This window comes from uncultured Paracoccus sp. (assembly GCF_937873615.1).
In the GTDB taxonomy this organism is placed as follows: Bacteria; Pseudomonadota; Alphaproteobacteria; order Rhodobacterales; family Rhodobacteraceae; genus Paracoccus.
In genome coordinates this window covers 31879-47905 of sequence record NZ_CALMYP010000051.1, presented here as the reverse complement: position 1 = coordinate 47905, position 16027 = coordinate 31879, and the positions used below count along the sequence as shown (strand labels likewise).

Annotated in this window: 11 protein-coding genes and 1 CRISPR repeat array (1 of these 12 cut by a window edge); of the genes, 4 read left to right on the top strand and 7 right to left on the bottom strand. The window is 62.1% G+C overall.

Annotation, left to right across the window (positions count from 1 at the left end; all coding sequences use genetic code 11):
• Nucleotides 1-21: 21 nt before the first annotated feature.
• The 4 genes from Q0330_RS11780 to Q0330_RS11765 form a co-directional block, all read right to left on the bottom strand.
• Entirely contained in the window at nucleotides 22-1311 is a 1290-nt protein-coding gene (locus Q0330_RS11780) for an AAA family ATPase (RefSeq protein ID WP_299479192.1), read from the bottom strand.
• A gap of 126 nt (nucleotides 1312-1437) precedes the next feature.
• On the bottom strand, nucleotides 1438-1824 hold the full coding sequence (locus Q0330_RS11775; RefSeq protein WP_299479190.1) for a helix-turn-helix domain-containing protein: 387 nt from the start codon (nucleotides 1822-1824) through the stop codon (nucleotides 1438-1440).
• 381 nt (nucleotides 1825-2205) lie between these two features.
• On the bottom strand, nucleotides 2206-2913 hold the full coding sequence (locus tag Q0330_RS11770; protein ID WP_299479188.1) for an IS6 family transposase: 708 nt from the start codon (nucleotides 2911-2913) through the stop codon (nucleotides 2206-2208).
• Between the two features lie 104 nt (nucleotides 2914-3017).
• A complete protein-coding gene (locus tag Q0330_RS11765) occupies nucleotides 3018-4619 on the bottom strand; it encodes a GMC family oxidoreductase N-terminal domain-containing protein (protein ID WP_299479186.1) in 1602 nt (533 codons plus the stop codon).
• Between the two features lie 188 nt (nucleotides 4620-4807).
• Here Q0330_RS11765 and Q0330_RS11760 point away from each other — a divergent pair, with 188 nt between their 5' ends.
• The 4 genes from Q0330_RS11760 to Q0330_RS11745 are packed head-to-tail and all read left to right on the top strand — an operon-like array spanning nucleotide 4808 to nucleotide 8796.
• Nucleotides 4808-5905, top strand: coding sequence for a TRAP transporter substrate-binding protein (locus Q0330_RS11760; protein ID WP_299479184.1), 1098 nt, complete (start codon nucleotides 4808-4810; stop codon nucleotides 5903-5905).
• A 23-nt stretch (nucleotides 5906-5928) separates the two neighbouring features.
• On the top strand, nucleotides 5929-6483 hold the full coding sequence (locus Q0330_RS11755) for a TRAP transporter small permease subunit (RefSeq protein ID WP_299479182.1): 555 nt from the start codon (nucleotides 5929-5931) through the stop codon (nucleotides 6481-6483).
• 33 nt (nucleotides 6484-6516) lie between these two features.
• Nucleotides 6517-7887, top strand: coding sequence for a TRAP transporter large permease subunit (locus Q0330_RS11750; protein ID WP_299479179.1), 1371 nt, complete (start codon nucleotides 6517-6519; stop codon nucleotides 7885-7887).
• Between the two features lie 18 nt (nucleotides 7888-7905).
• Nucleotides 7906-8796 carry a LysR family transcriptional regulator gene (locus tag Q0330_RS11745; protein WP_299479176.1) on the top strand — a complete coding sequence of 297 codons (891 nt, stop codon included), beginning with the start codon at nucleotides 7906-7908 and terminating at the stop codon, nucleotides 8794-8796.
• Nucleotides 8797-9113: 317 nt separating this feature from the next.
• On the opposite strand, the gene Q0330_RS11740 is transcribed toward Q0330_RS11745, so the two are convergent.
• From Q0330_RS11740 to Q0330_RS11730, 3 genes are all read right to left on the bottom strand, one after another.
• Complete coding sequence (locus Q0330_RS11740; protein ID WP_299479173.1) at nucleotides 9114-10118, bottom strand: HlyD family secretion protein; 1005 nt, start codon at nucleotides 10116-10118, stop codon at nucleotides 9114-9116.
• Between the two features lie 48 nt (nucleotides 10119-10166).
• Nucleotides 10167-11750: an MFS transporter gene (locus Q0330_RS11735; RefSeq protein ID WP_299479170.1), complete on the bottom strand. Its 1584-nt coding sequence runs from the start codon at nucleotides 11748-11750 to the stop codon at nucleotides 10167-10169.
• 134 nt (nucleotides 11751-11884) lie between these two features.
• The gene (locus Q0330_RS11730; RefSeq protein ID WP_299479198.1) at nucleotides 11885-12322 is read right to left on the bottom strand and encodes a MarR family transcriptional regulator; all 438 of its coding nucleotides are present in this window, start codon (nucleotides 12320-12322) and stop codon (nucleotides 11885-11887) included.
• Nucleotides 12323-12826: 504 nt separating this feature from the next.
• Nucleotides 12827-16027: a CRISPR direct-repeat array (repeat unit 32 nt; unit sequence GTTTCGATCCACGCCCCCGCGAAGGGGGCGAC); it runs 142 nt beyond the window's last position.

The following is a 16027-nucleotide window of genomic DNA, read 5'->3' as shown; positions in this document are numbered from 1 at the left end:
TCCTTGGTCGCTCTTATGCTCTCAAGAAACCGGCACCTTTTCGAGACAAGTCCACTTGCCCGGCAACGCGGGACCGTTCCGCAGCTCGATCTCCAGCCTGCGGACACTGCTGTCCTCGTCGGGCCGGTGCATGAGCAGCCCCGAGGTATAGAAGCCGCGCAGCGCGCTGGCGCCGGGGAGCGCGAGGAAGGGATCGTCCTTGACCTGATGCTTGGTGGCCTTGCGGGTGTGGTGAGCGAGGATGACGCCCGCGTCCGGATTGACTGCCTCGCGGAGAAGCTCCACCCGGTCCTTCAGGAAGAACATCATGGCGGTGTTGTCGTTCTCGCCGCCGCCCTCGGGCCCGCCGTCGAAGAGGTTGCGGATCGGGTCGATGACGAGGATGTCGGGCGGCGCGTCGGGGAATGCGGCCCGGATCGCCTCGGCGACGCGGGCGACGCCTTCCGCGTCGAGCAGCAGCTTCAGCTTCGGGGTGGCGATGAAGGTGTCGCGCGCGGCGGCGATCACGGCGGCGGGCAGCGCGATCTGCTGCATGCGCTCGCGCAGATAGTGATACTGGATCTCGGCCTGCAGGTAGAACACGCGGAGCGTCCGGGGCGGCGTGAAGCCGAGGAACGGCACGCCAGCGGCCATGTGCACGAGCCATGAGATCAGGAAGTCGCTCTTGCCGACCTTGGGCGCGCCGCCAAGCACCAGAAGACCGCCCGGCGTCAGCACGCGCGGCCCGATGACGTCCTCGGGCATGGGGCTCGTGTCGTCGAGCAGAGCGCCGAGGCTGAAGGTCGGCAGCGGGCTGGCCGGGGCACCCGCGTGCGCCGCGCGCAGGAGCGGCGGGCCGTTGCGCTTCACATGCAGCGCCCAGAGGCGCTCGGACTCGGCCATCAGCCGATCGAGCGGCCAGGACGGGCGCAGCATGGCGGCGTTGTAGCCGCAGATCGCCTCCCAGCCGGCGAACGGGTCTAGGCGGCCCTCGTGAACAAGGCGGACGTAATGGCCGATGGCGGCGCTGGCCCCCTGGAACCGGGACCAGTCGTCCACCGCGCCCTCGCGCACCGGCGTGGTGAGCACCGCGTCGATGCCGGGCTTCGATGCTGGTGTGGCAACGTCGCTGGCGAAGCCCACGCCGGGCAGCGGCGGCATGTCTGCGACCTTCTCCGCGAAATCCGCTAGGTCGACCTCGACGGCGCGATGCTCGCGGATCTGCACGAGGCGTTGATGACCGTGCTTGTGATAGACCGTAACAGGCACCCGGATCGGCTGGTGCGCCGAGCGGAAATGCGTGTCGCCGCCGACCTTCACCGCGATCTCCACGCGGCGCCCAGCCCCGTAGCCGGGTCAGATTTGTCTTCACGGATGTTTCGTCAATGAACACAACGCGTTCAGGCTGTGCTGACACAGCCGGGATACGGTGCCTGAACCAGTCTTCGCGCAGACGCCTTACCTTGGTTCGGCGGCGTTCGGCGGCAACCAGCGACTTTTTTTATGCGTATAGCCGAGCTTGCGGAGGAACTTGCCGATCGCATTCGGGTGCGCGCGTACGCCGGTTGCGTCATGCAAGGCAGATGCCAGCTCCGGCATCGTGATGTCACCGTCCTGCGCGATGATTTCCGCGAAGAAGCTACGATGCGGATCGAGCTTTCCCTTGCCCCTGGGCCGACCTTGACGTGCCGCGCGGGCCTGTCCGGTGTGACGGATCGCAAGCCCCCAACGCGCCCCGGTGGCAGGCGAAAGCTTCAAGCGCAGCGCCGCCGCGCGCCCGCTTAACCCTTCCTCAATCAACTTCTGAAACCGCGCCCGAAGCGCATCCGGCAAAGGTGCTGACATGAACCATCCTCCCAAACAGGACGAATCACAGATCAGGCCTCAAGGGAATCCCTACGATTCAGGTTTTCGGCGGAAGGCTTTAATTCCCTGTAAATGGCTCGCGCAAAACCCAGACCTGCCGCGCGGGCGTGCCCCAAAACCCGCCCGGAGCCCAAACGTATCCGCCCGGCATGACCGCAGAGACCGGTGCCCCAAAACGCCGGAAAGCGCGCCAGATATCGCTGCAAATACAGATCCACAGAACCGCCAATCCCCAGGAATAGCGCTAAAGATCAAAGATATGAGAAGATGAAAGCAAAGCAGAGCATTCTTCAGAAGAATGCGTGGCGGTGCTGTCAGACGGGTTCGAACTCGTCTCCACATGGACAGTAGCGCTGCCTCTTATCCCGCGCAAAGACCGCGCCACTCGGTGAGGGTGGCGGCGCGGTTCTTCTTGAAATTGGTGCGGGAGTAGAGGCTTCGCTCCGAGTTGAAATTGTTGAAGACCGAGGTATGGACGGCGGTGAATTTCTGCAGACTTCGCATCCGCCGGAACCGCTGCATTGCCCGCTCCCGTCGTCGGAATGGCAAGTGTGAACTCTCTGCCCTGTTGTTCAGCCAGCGACCGGTTTCCTGCAGATTTTCCGAGCCGATCGCCTTCAAGGCCGCGCCGTAAGACCGAAGCAGATCGGTGACGATAGCCTCTGGCCGACCGTATCGCCGCATGGTTTTCTTCAAGAATTTCAATGCTGCCTTCTTGTCCCGCTTCTTCGTCACGAAACTCTCCAGAACCTCCCCCTCATGATCAACTGCCCGCCAAAGGTAGTGGCGCTCGCCGTTGATCTTCACAAACATCTCGTCCAGATGCCATTGCCACTGCGGACCGGAACGAAGCCGCTCGGCGCGTTTCTTGCGGATCTCGGAGGCGAACATCGGGCCAAAGCGGTTCCACCAGAACCGAACGGGTTCATGGCTGATGTCGATGCCCCGCTCGTGCAGCAGATCCTCGACATTGCGCAGTGACAGAGGGAACCGAACGTACATCATGACCGCCAAGCGAATGATCTCCCGGCTGGTCCGGAAGTACTTGATTGGGGCGTCTTTCGTCATCCCGCGGCGCTACGATACCTTCCTGCCCCGCTCAACGGAATTCCCTCTGACAACGCCCATCAGACTGTTCGAGAGCCAAGCTTGCCCGCTATCAGCTTTTTGTGTCAGTCGGCGCGTTTGATCATGTCGCTTGCGCGTTCTGCAATCATGACAGTGGGCGAGTTGGTGTTACCCGATGTGATTGTTGGCATAATGGACGCGTCCACGACACGCAGCCCCTCGACACCTCGCACCCGCAACCGGTCATCTACAACAGACTGCTCGTCCGAACCCATCCGGACTGTGCCGACAGGATGAAAGATTGTCGACGCGATTTGAGCTGCACCTTGGGAAAGTTCTTGGTCGGTGCTGAGATGGGAGCCCGGCTTGAATTCTTTGGGCTCGTAGCGCGCCAGAGGTTTCTGAGCCATAATTTTTCGGGTCAGGCGGATGGCCCGCGCCGCAGTCAATTGATCATGAGCTGTCGAAAGATAGTTGGGCTGAATTTCAGGATGATCTGAGGCACTGATGGATGTGATCCTGACATGGCCGCGACTTTCGGGACGAAGCTGGCAGACACTGGCAGTTATCGCGGGGAAGCTATGTGGTGCCTGACCAAAGGCCTCAAGCGTGACAGGCTGAACATGATATTCCAGATCGGGCGTCGCCGCGCCTTCATGGGAATAGGCGAAAGCGCCAAGCTGGCTTGGGGCCATCGACATCGGACCGCTGCGTTTCAGCGCATATTCCAGCCCGATCATGCTCTTGCCCCAGAGCGACGCGCTCATTGTATTCAGGGTCTTTGCGCCACTGACCTTGTAAGCGCAGCGGATCTGCAGATGGTCCTGAAGATTCTCGCCGACATCGGGTGAATGGTGTAGGACGTTGATGCCGTGCTTGCGAAGCAGTTCACCGGGTCCGATCCCGGAAAGCTGCAGGATCTGGGGTGAGCCGATCGCACCAGCCGAAAGAATGACCTCACGGCGCGCCGAGACGCGGCTGCGCTGTCCATTGTGCTGGAACAGCACCCCCTGCGCGCGGCGGTCATTGAACAGGATGCGCTCAGTCAGGGCCTGGGTCAGCACTGTTAGGTTCGGGCGCTGGCTTGCCGGGCGCAAAAAGCCCTTCGCCGTGCTCCACCGCCAGCCGCGACGCTGGTTCACCTTGAAATAGCTGACGCCGAAATTATCGCCGAGATTGAAATCCTCGACGGCCGGAATGCCCGCTGCGACGGCGGCATCGCGCCAGGCGTCCAAAATATCCCATTTCAGGCGCTGCTCTTCGACGCGCCATTCGCCGCCAACACCGTGCCCTTCGCTGGCGCCGCCATAATAGTCTTCTGATTTGATGAAATAGGGCAGCACCTCGTCCCAACCCCAGCCCCGGCACCCCATCTGCCGCCAGCCATCGTAATCCGCTGCCTGACCTCGGATATAGAGCATCCCGTTGATCGAGGAACTGCCGCCGAGCACCCGCCCTCGCGGATAGATCAGCGACCGGTCGCCCAAGCCCGCGCAAGACTCAGTGGAATAGCCCCAATCGGTTCGCGGATTGCCAATGCAATAAAGATAGCCGACGGGGATATGGATCCAGTGGTAATTGTCTCGGCCTCCCGCCTCCAGCAGCAGGATGCGGCTATCGGGGTTCTCGCTCAACCGGTTGGCCAGCACGCAACCCGCTGAACCCGCGCCCACAATCACGTAATCGTAGTTACCAAATTCCTGCATCGCGAAATTCTCCTCCCCAGAATTCATGGGCCCTCGAACGGGCGCGCCTGCGGTTCGACTATGAAGGTGGCTCAAGCTCGGCGATGAAAGTAACGAATTCGCACGGTGCATGTTCGATATCGTTCATAGGGGCTCGTGCATGCACTGCCATAGTGTTGGCCCGTGTAAAAACAGGGAGGAAGAATAAAATGGGATATAGAAAAAACGTGCGCCTTGGGGCCAGTGTGGCATGCCTTGCTGTCGGCACGATTGCGGCAACAGGCACTTCGGCACAAGAAGCCGACACGCTGAAATGGGCAGTGCCGATCAGCTTTTCATCGAATCTGACGGCGCTTGGCGATACGCTGCCCTGGGTGGCCGAAAGGCTGAACACGCTTTCGGGCGGTAAGATCGAATTCGAGATCTTAGAGCCCGGAAAGCTGATTCCGGCATTGGCGGTTTTTGAAAGCACCGCTACCGGGCAGATCGAGGCAGGCTATAGCTGGATGGGCTACGAGCGCGGGCAAGTGCCGGCATCGGCCCTGTTCGGGGCGACGCCCTTTGGGCTGGAGCCGGATCAGTTCGTGGCCTGGATGTATCAGGGTGGCGGCAACGAATTGCTGCTGGAGACCTTTGAACCCTACAACGTCCACCCGATCCTGTGCGGCGTCATCGCGCCCGAGGCAGCGGGGTGGTTCAAGTTCCCGATCGAAAGCGTCGATCAACTTTCCGGACTGAAATTCCGCGCGGCCGGTTTGGGCGGTGAAATCCTGAAAGAGGTCGGCATGGCCGTGTCCGTTCTGCCGGGCGGCGAATTGTATCAGGCGCTGGAAACCGGCGTGCTGGACGGGACTGAGTTTTCGCTGCCGACCGTCGATGAACAACTCGGCTTCTATCAGGTCGCCAAATATTACCATCTGCCCGGCTGGCACCAGCCTTCAACCTCGCAATATCTCTACATCAACAGCGATGTCTGGCAGGGGCTGAGCCCGACGACGCAGGCGATGATCGAGACAAGCTGCATGGCCGGTGTCACCTATGCCATCGCGCGGGCCGAGGCCCTGCAGGGCGCGGTTCTGGCCAGTTTCGAGGAAAACGGCGTCGTCGCCACCCGTCTGCCCGATGAGGTTCTGCAAACTTTTCGCGACGCGACCGAGGTGGTCATGGCGCGCGAATCCGAGGCCGATCCGATGTTTGCCAAGGTCTACGGGTCGATGAAGGCCTTCCAGGCCTCAAACACCGCCTGGCACTCGCGGGGCTATCTGCCGCGTGACTGGCAATGGGCCAATGCGCCCGCCGCTGAATAGCGTCAGAAAACGAGGAGAGGCTCATGCCCCATCTTGTCGAGGACACGCCGACTGCCGGCCATCCACACCTTGAGGCGCCGGCCTCTCCTTTCTCGCGCCTGCTGGACGGATTGATACGCGTCATTGCCGTTACAGCGCATATCAGCTGGCTGGTGCTGATTGTCGTCATCATAACCAACGTCATCCGCCGCTATCTGCTCAGCGACAGTTCAGTCGCGCTGGAAGAATGGCAATGGCATCTTTACGCCTATGGCTTCATGGTTGGCATCGCCTACTGCCTGGTGGAGGATCAGCATGTCCGCGTCGATGTGCTGGCCGAAAAATGGCCTGCACATCGACGGGCCTGGATCGAGCTGCTGGCCATGGTCATTCTGGTGATGCCATTCGCCTTCGTGATCGCGGGGGAATCCATCCCCTTCGTCGAGTTTTCCCATAAGCTGAGCGAAGTGTCGCGATCACCCGGCGGCTTGACGCATCGCTGGCTGATTAAGGCGCTGATCCCCTTTGCAATGGTGCTGATCTTTCTCGCCGCACTGTCGCGCGTCGCCAAGGTGATTGCCCTGATCCGCAATCGCTGAAGGCGATTCAGCACCTCCAAACAAGGAAAAGAAATGCTCGGACTCGCTGTCAACGAATTGCTTGTGATCGGTATGCTGATTGGCTTTATTGGCCTGCTGTTTCTCGGCATCCCGGTGATATGGGCGCTGGCGGGGTCGTCGCTGATCATCGCGCTGCTGGCGCTTGGCCTGCACCAATATGCGGGCGTCGACACCTATTTTCTGGACAGTTGGCGCGATTATTCGGTCATTGTGCAGCGGATCTGGTCGGTCATGGAGAACGGTGTTCTGGTGGCCTTGCCCCTATTCGTTTTCATGGGTCTCATGCTGGACCAGTCCGGCCTTGCCGAGACTCTGATGAAGGAATTCGCTGCCACGCTTGGTCGGTTCAATGGCGGGCTGGCAGTGGCGGTGATCCTGATCGGTATCCTGCTGGCGGCCTCGACCGGCATTGTCGGGGCATCGGTGGTGCTGCTGACCACTATAGCCATGCCGATCATGCTGGAACAGGGTTATGACCGGCGGCTTGCGGCAGGTGTCATCGCCTCTGCTGGCACGCTTGGCATTCTGATCCCACCATCGATCATGCTGATCATCATGGCCGATCAGCTCGCTTTGTCGGTGGGCGAATTGTTTATGGGCGCTTTGATCCCCGGGCTCCTTCTCGGGATCGTATATCTTGTTTATGTGGTGGTTGCGGTTACCCTCCAACCGCGACTGGCTCCGCGCCCGGCCAATCCCGAGCCCCTCACGGCAAGGCGCCTGCTGCGCACCTTCATGGCTGTGCTGCCGCCGCTAGGGCTTATCATCGCGGTGCTTGGCTCGATCTTTGCCGGCATCGCGACCCCGACCGAGGCCGCCGGCATCGGCGCGCTTGGCGCGACCTTGCTGGCGCTGGCCAACCGTCGCCTGACGCCTCGTGTGCTTTACGAGGTCGCGCGGCGCACGACGCTGACTACCTCCTTCATCTTCGGCATCTTCATCGGAGCCACTGCCTTCGCATTGGTTATGCGCGCGCTTGGCGGCGACCAGATGATCGCTGCCGGGCTGCATGCGATCCCCTTCGGCGGCATAGGCGTCATCGTCTCCATCCTGTTCTTTGCTTTCCTTGCCGGCTTCTTTCTCGACTGGCTGGAGATCACGCTGATCTTCCTGCCGCTGGTCGGGCCGGTGGTGGTGAATGATCTCGGCTACGATCCGGTCTGGTTCGTCGTCCTCTTCTCGGTGGCGCTGCAGACCTCGTTCATTACGCCGCCGGTGGGATTCTCGCTGTTCTACCTGAAAGGGGCGGCGCCGAAGGAGGTCACGACCGGCGAGATCTATCGCGGCATTATCCCCTTCGTCCTGATCCAGCTTGCCGTGGTCATCATTGTCCTGCTGGTGCCAGAAATCGTGCTCTGGCTGCCGCAACTCGTCTATGATTGATCCGGCAGGGGGGAGAAGATGAACTTCAACTGGGACGATATACGGGTTTTCCTTGAGATTGAGCGCACCGGAAGGATGAGCCGCGCGGCCAGGCGACTAGGCGTCAGCCATACAACCATCGCGCGTCGCGTCAAGCAAATGGAAGCGCGCTTTGGCTGCCACCTGTTCGAGCCGACTGAGGACGGCCTGATCCTGACCGATGCCGGCCAGCAGGTGCTTCAGAAGGCTTCAGAAATGGAAATGGCGGCTGTCGGCCTATCGGACGGCCTTGCCCGGCTGGAAGGCAAAACCCGCGGACGTGTCCGCGTCGGCGCACCGGACGGGTTCGGGAATACCGTCCTGTCCCAAATACTGCCTGACTTCGTGAAGAACAATCCGGGCACGGAGGTCGAGTTCGTTCCCGTTCCTGCCTCGCACAAGCTCTGGCGCCGCGATGTCGATATCGCGGTCAGCCTGGACCGGCCGCTTTCGGGGCGCGTGGTCATGCGCAAGCTGACGGACTACCACCTAAAGCTTTACGCCGGGCCAGATTTCTTCGACCATCATCCATTGCCCGCGCGTCGCGAGGATCTGGCAGAACTCCCTTTCGTTGGCTATATTGACGAGCTTCTTTACACGCCTGAGCTGGATTTCAACCGCGCCATCCTGCCCGATCTTCAGGTGGTCTATCGCGCGGCGACGGTCAAAGCGCAATTTGACGCGGTCAGGCACGGTGCAGGCCTGGGCGTCCTGCCCTGCTTCATGGCGCGCGATACCGATCTCGTTCCGGTGCTGCCTGACGACCTTACATTCGACCGGACCTATTGGCTACTTTATCCCGAAGAGTATCGCCTGCTATCGCATATTCAAGTCGTCTGCAATTTCATCCACAGCAGGACCCGAGCCATGGCTCCGACCTTCGGGCCTTGAAGGATTGCTGACGCAAATTGGAGTACCGTCGGAATTATCGTCGACCAATTCTCGACGGAGGATTGCGCTGACTATCTCAAAAACGCAGGAAGACTGGATGGGCGCGGACATAACTTCATCTATGCGGAATGGGACTGGCTGCTGATGGATGCCGTCGGGCTCGATTACCAGATACCCGATCCTGCACGGCAGGAATTGCTGCTCAACTCCGCCGCCTGATCCGCCATGCGCCGCTTTGACTGTGGCTTGAAACGGAACAGTCTGGCAAAATTCGCTAATCACGGACGAGGAGGATTGTGCCAGACCTTTCTTTGGCGTCACCCGTTCGACCCGGCGCTCACGACCACGGACATGCCGGGCGCGAGCAACGCTTCTTGACCCCGGCCCTTGTCCAACGAGATCAGGACTGGGACGCGTTGCACGATCTTGATGAAGTTTCCCGTCGCGTTCGAGCTGCCAAGCACGCTGAACTGGGAGCCGGTCGCGGGCGAAAATCGTTCGATATGGCCAGCGTACTCGGTGCCGCCGAGCGCATCGACAGAAACCTGGACAGGCTGCCCGATCCGAAGTCGGTCAAGCTGAGTTTCCTTGAAGTTCGCGACGATCCAGACATCATCTGGAACGATGGTCAGCAAGCGCGATCCTGCCGAAACGTATTGGCCCTGATGTGCCGAAACCTCTCCGAGGCGACCATCGATCGGTGCAAAGACGCTGGTGTTATCGAGATCGATCTGCGCCAGCGATACCGCCGCCCTGGCCTGGGACACGGCGGCCTCGCGGGCGCTTTCGGAGGTGTCGAGGGCGGCAAGGGATTGCCGGGCCATTCCCGCCTGTGCCTTTGCTTGCCGCAGGGCTGCAAGGGCTTTTTCCTGGGACAGCTGCAGATCTTCGGTATCGCTCTCGGTCATCACGCCGCGTTCCTGAAGATGCGTTGCGCGCTCCAAGTTCTTTCTGGCCGCTGCCAGCGACGCTTGCGCTGCGTCGACCGACGCATCGGCGGCCTCGATGTTCGATGTCGCGATTGCGCGTTCCTGCGCGATGCCGGAAAGCGACGCTTCGGAAGACGCAAGCTGGGCCTTCGCCTGGGCGAGTTTTTCGGCGAAGCCCCGCGTGTCGAGCTGGATCAGCAGATCGCCTTTTGCGACACGCTCGTAGTCCCGGACGGCGACGGATTTCACGGTGCCGGAAACTTCGGTCGACAGAGGCGTGACCATGCCATGCACATAGGCATCTTCAGTCCTTTCGCTCGCGGTCGCGAAGGGCGGCAGGCCCCAGGCCAGCAGCACGCCGAAGATACCGGCGACGGCGATGACGATGGTCAAAAATGTGGCGATATGTCGGGTTGCGTTGGAAAGCATGTTGATGGTCCTTCAGGCGGCTGTCGCAACGGGTGCGCCCTGGCTTGCGGGAGGGGTGACGACTGTCGACCGGGCGGCATGTTTCGCCTTGAGCAGGTCGATGGCGCTATGGCCAAGCAACAGGGCGAGCCCGATCGTGGAAGCCGCGGCGGTCATCAGGAAGGCATCGTTATAGGCCAGGACGCTGGCTTGTGTCCGCACATCGGCGGCCAGTTGCGCCGCCGCCTGCGCGCTGCGCAGGGTCGAGTCCCGGAGGACTGGAAACATGGACGAGGCATAGGTCGCGATACGTTCGGCGACCATCGGATCCGTGGTAACGAGGGCCTCGCCTAGCCGCTGCTGGTGCAGGATGGTCCTGCTCTGGATGAATGTCGAGAAGACTGCGCCACCAAGGAAGCCGCCAAGTTTCTGGGTGGTCAGGAAGATGATGATGAAGGTCAGGATGTAGTCCGAACCTTTGGCGAGGGCCGCCATCACGCCGGACAGCAGGGCCGGAGGCAGGAACAGGGCCGAGGCCATGCCGATCATGGCCTGCGACAGGTACATATCCCGAGGCGTGGTCGCCCAGGTCGAACGAGCGTCCAGAAGCGATCCGCCGATCAACAGCAGAAGGGCGACGACATGGAACTGCTTTTCCCGCCCCGGCTTCAACAGCACCGCACAGATCACGCCGCCAAGGATCGTTGCGCCCAGCACGACCAACCAGAGCCCGCGCATCTGTTCGTTTTGCAACCCGAGTGTGCCAAGCAGGCCGGCTGCGCCTGCGGTCTGCTCGCTGAGGATCAGGCGGAAGAACAGCAGCGAGGCGGCGAAATGCATGATGCCCGGGCTGGCCAGCCAGCGAATATCGAGCAGCGGGGTTTTGCGGTTCAGTTCGATGATCGCTGCAAGGGCCAGGGTCGCTATCCCTGCGACCAGTGTCCAACCCAGCCAGGCCTGTTCCGTCCACCAGTATTGGGCACCGGTGATTGCGACGACCGTCAGGCTGCCAAAGCCGATGAAGATCAGCAGGAACGAGATCACGTCCCCCGCTTCGATCCGCATCGGCTGTGCGGGTGCCAGCAGGGGGAAACGGTAGATCAGGCCCAATCCAACTGCAGCAAGGCTCGCCTCGAAAATGGTCAGCCCGTGCCATGATCCGAGTGCCAGCAAATGCGGCGAGATCAACCGCGTCACAGTCGAGCCCATGAAGATGAGGGTGAGGGATGCGGCCAGCCCGACATTCATTTTCCTGTGTGGGGGCAGGGGGTCCAGCATGTAGAGAAAGCCAAGCGATGTCATCGGGGCGGCAGCGCAGCCGGCAAGAAACCGGACGGCAAGGTTTGACTGGAAGTCGTCGGCGGCAAAGCTCAGCAAAGACGACAGCAGGAACGCGACGATGGCGAATTCGGCAAATCGACGCAGGCCGAACTGTCCCCGGACCTTGATCAGGGCCAGTGAGAGCGAGGCGTTCGGTGCCATGAAGGCAACCGTCAGCCAGACTGTCTCGGCCTGAGTTGCGCCGAAGACGCCCTGCAACTGCTGGGTGTTGACCGAGACCATGCTCTGGCTGAAGCCCTGCGCGACGGCGAGAATGGCCGCGGTCGCAAAATACATGCAGGCGCGGGGCACCGGCATCGCAAGCCCGGCGGGCGGCGGGGCCGGAGCGATGGCTGCCTGCGACGATGGGTGGGCGGGTGGCAGGGGCTTCGTATTCATGGCCTTGTCAGCGTCTGGCGGAGCGCCCCTCATCACCGTGCCTGCTCGATGTTGCGTAGCATTTGTGTGAACACGCGGTTGACGACGCTGAGATCTGACGCGGAAATGTCGGCTAGGACATCTTCTCGCAAGGCGGCTGTAAGCTGTTCGAGTGCGCGGATGTCGCCGTTGGCCGCATCGGTCAGTGCAATATTGCGATAGCGCCGGTCGCTTTCCGAGGTTTCCCGGGTGACATGGCCGGCTGCAACCATGGCATCCACAAGCCGGGCAACAGTCGGTCGCTCGACCTCGAGTTCCATCGCCAGGTCGGCCTGCGTCATTGCCCCCTTTTCACGAAGCAGGATCAGCGCCTGCGCTCGCGCCAGGGTCAAACCGTATTCACTGGCGCGGGCATTGAAGAGTTTGCGGATCTGCCGACCGGCCATCGAAATCTTGCGGAGGATATCTTTTTGGGTGTCGTGAAGCGTCATGACCTGCAATCAGATAGTATGCTAATCATTGCCTGGCTATCTAAATTCGGACGCACGATTCATCAAGTGGTAATTTTGGTGATGCTGGGTCCTACCCGGTCTCATGCCAGGGGCATGAGACACGCGGCTTGCGTGCGCCGAATGCGCCTTGGGAAACCGGTGGTTCAACCCGAATTATTCGTGAAAGGGTGGCGAGGGGTGATGTTACCATTGGGAAGCAGGTAACTTTTGGTTGTTCATGCAAACAGTTCCACATTTCCAGGCACGATCCCTCACCAAGACAGAATCCACATCGTTCCAGCCCGCGGTGTCACCCGTGAATGCAAAGCCGATTCAGCCTTTCCGCGAGGATCTTCTCGGTCGGGCTCTTGGGTGTGTCGTGCGTACCGCTCTCGCGCCGGCCGGCGCCCAGTACGACGACGAACGCGTACTTGGGGTGCACGAGCGGATTAGCTGCCAGCCTCCGCGCACTCTTCGTGTAGGCGGTGATGGTTTTCGAAGTGGGTTTCGATCCATGCCCCCGCGAAGGGGGCGACACCGTGCGGGCCTTGATCTGCGCCGTGATCGCCCGTTTCGATCCACGCCCCCGCGAAGGGGGCGACGGCGTCCCTGACGATGGTGATTTCGGCCCGCAGACGGTTTCGATCCACGCCCCCGCGAAGGGGGCGACGGGGCGATTGCGGCCATCATCTGGTTGAGGGCGGGTTTCGATCCACGCCCCCGCGAAGGGGGCGACGGCGCCGAACTCGTTCTCGGCCGCTGCACGATAAGTTTCGATCCACGCCCCCGCGAAGGGGGCGACTCGGGATGGCCGGACCAAACATCTTGCGGATCGGGTTTCGATCCACGCCCCCGCGAAGGGGGCGACGCGCAGAGCCGCAAATAACTCAACGCTAGGAGAGCGTTTCGATCCACGCCCCCGCGAAGGGGGCGACAAGCGCGCCTTAAGGCGGAGCGTGAGGTTGAAAAGTTTCGATCCACGCCCCCGCGAAGGGGGCGACACCATCTCGGCCCAAGCCTTGATTTCATGGGCCGGTTTCGATCCACGCCCCCGCGAAGGGGGCGACTTCGGACATCGAGGATCACTGCGCACGTTTCGGGGGTTTCGATCCACGCCCCCGCGAAGGGGGCGACCTCGAAGTGCTTGACATATTCGTGCTCCAAGATCCGTTTCGATCCACGCCCCGCGAAGGGGGCGACGCTTGGCGTCTGCCGAGCGCCGGTGAATACCGCAGTTTCGATCCACGCCCCCGCGAAGGGGGCGACAGCATTTCACGAAAGACGCTGGATAAGATTTTGGAGTTTCGATCCACGCCCCCGCGAAGGGGGCGACCCTACCTGCAGGAACAGCAGCGGATCGCTGACGAGTTTCGATCCACGCCCCCGCGAAGGGGGCGACGGCTGGCCGACTGCGCGCGCGTCGGACGGGGACAAGTTTCGATCCACGCCCCCGCGAAGGGGGCGACGCAGACGCCAGCCGCGCTGGACGAAAACCGCAAGGTTTCGATCCACGCCCCCGCGAAGGGGGCGACCACCGCCCGGCAGACGCCAACGGGTGCTGATCGCGGTTTCGATCCACGCCCCCGCGAAGGGGGCGACCACAAGGTCGGAATACGCCGACCTCGCGGACATTGTTTCGATCCACGCCCCCGCGAAGGGGGCGACGGTCTCGGCCCGGTCTTGGGCGCATGGGGTGTGGTCGTTTCGATCCACGCCCCCGCGAAGGGGGCGACGCGGACAGCCAAGGCCTCATTCACCTGCTTGGAGGTTTCGATCCACGCCCCCGCGAAGGGGGCGACGGACCGCTCGCAATTCGCTTTTCAGGCTGGCGCTGTTTCGATCCACGCCCCCGCGAAGGGGGCGACAGGGCGCCCGGTCGTCCTTGGCATCCTTGCGCGGAGTTTCGATCCACGCCCCCGCGAAGGGGGCGACGCTGATTCCGTTCGCGGCAAAGCTGACCCTGCGGGGTTTCGATCCACGCCCCCGCGAAGGGGGCGACGTCAACTTTGGTTTGTTCAGGACTGGGCGAAGAGGTTTCGATCCACGCCCCCGCGAAGGGGGCGACTCAGGGTTCTGCGCCACCCGCTCGATGACAGAAAGTTTCGATCCACGCCCCCGCGAAGGGGGCGACCACGGCTCGATCCCCGCGAATTTGCGCTCCAAGTCGTTTCGATCCACGCCCCCGCGAAGGGGGCGACTGCCGACGAACCGCGTCCTTGCCGCCGACATCAAAGTTTCGATCCACGCCCCCGCGAAGGGGGCGACGGGCCGCAGGATGAATGCAATCGGACACAATGAGTTTCGATCCACGCCCCCGCGAAGGGGGCGACTTGCGAGGGTCGCGCGTTCACTGGGCATTAGCTTGTTTCGATCCACGCCCCCGCGAAGGGGGCGACAAAGGCCGAGGCCCGCGCCGATGAGGCGTCAGAGGTTTCGATCCACGCCCCCGCGAAGGGGGCGACGCCAAAACAGGCGGAACCGATACGGCCCGCCACGTTTCGATCCACGCCCCCGCGAAGGGGGCGACTCGAGGTCAGCAGTCAGCAGGACGAGGACACCGGGGTTTCGATCCACGCCCCCGCGAAGGGGGCGACGGTCAGCCATTTGATTGGATCTGTCGGCGTCATTGTTTCGATCCACGCCCCCGCGAAGGGGGCGACCCAGGTCCGTGGAGTGTGAGCGCTTAGCGCGAGGGTTTCGATCCACGCCCCCGCGAAGGGGGCGACCTGCTGGGCAATATCGGCCATATCACCGACAGGAGTTTCGATCCACGCCCCCGCGAAGGGGGCGACCACCCGCCGGATCCAATCGACCAGATTAACGCTGTTTCGATCCACGCCCCCGCGAAGGGGGCGACTGGTGATTTTGATTTTCATGGTGTGCGCTCCAATGTTTCGATCCACGCCCCCGCGAAGGGGGCGACAAGGGCTTGTGGCGCAGGTTGACGGCTTCAAGCGGTTTCGATCCACGCCCCCGCGAAGGGGGCGACCTCGCGAATGGACATTTTCACATCCAGCGGGACCGTTTCGATCCACGCCCCCGCGAAGGGGGCGACTCCGCTATAGCGGACGCATCAAGCGTCTTTTATAGTTTCGATCCACGCCCCCGCGAAGGGGGCGACACGCATCCGAAAATGGAAAACCGCGTGACTACAGGTTTCGATCCACGCCCCCGCGAAGGGGGCGACTAGCGATGCTTACCCACCCGGTCCCGCTGGATGTGTTTCGATCCACGCCCCCGCGAAGGGGGCGACCGCGTCTCTGTCTGCGCGCAGGCAACTGGCCGGGGTTTCGATCCACGCCCCCGCGAAGGGGGCGACGGGCTACGCCGAATGCTCCACGACAATCAGGAAGGTTTCGATCCACGCCCCCGCGAAGGGGGCGACGGCGACGAGAGCCGGCACAGAGAGGATGAGAGATGTTTCGATCCACGCCCCCGCGAAGGGGGCGACCTGCTGGGCAATATCGGCCATATCACCGACAGGAGTTTCGATCCACGCCCCCGCGAAGGGGGCGACAGGGGGCAATATGCCGGTTACACCGGATATCCCGGTTTCGATCCACGCCCCCGCGAAGGGGGCGACGCCCCTCGCGATCCGCATCACGCAGATATGGCGAGTTTCGATCCACGCCCCCGCGAAGGGGGCGACCCGAAAAGGGCGCGTGGAGCAAGATACAGCAGGCGTTTCGATCCACGCCCCCGCGA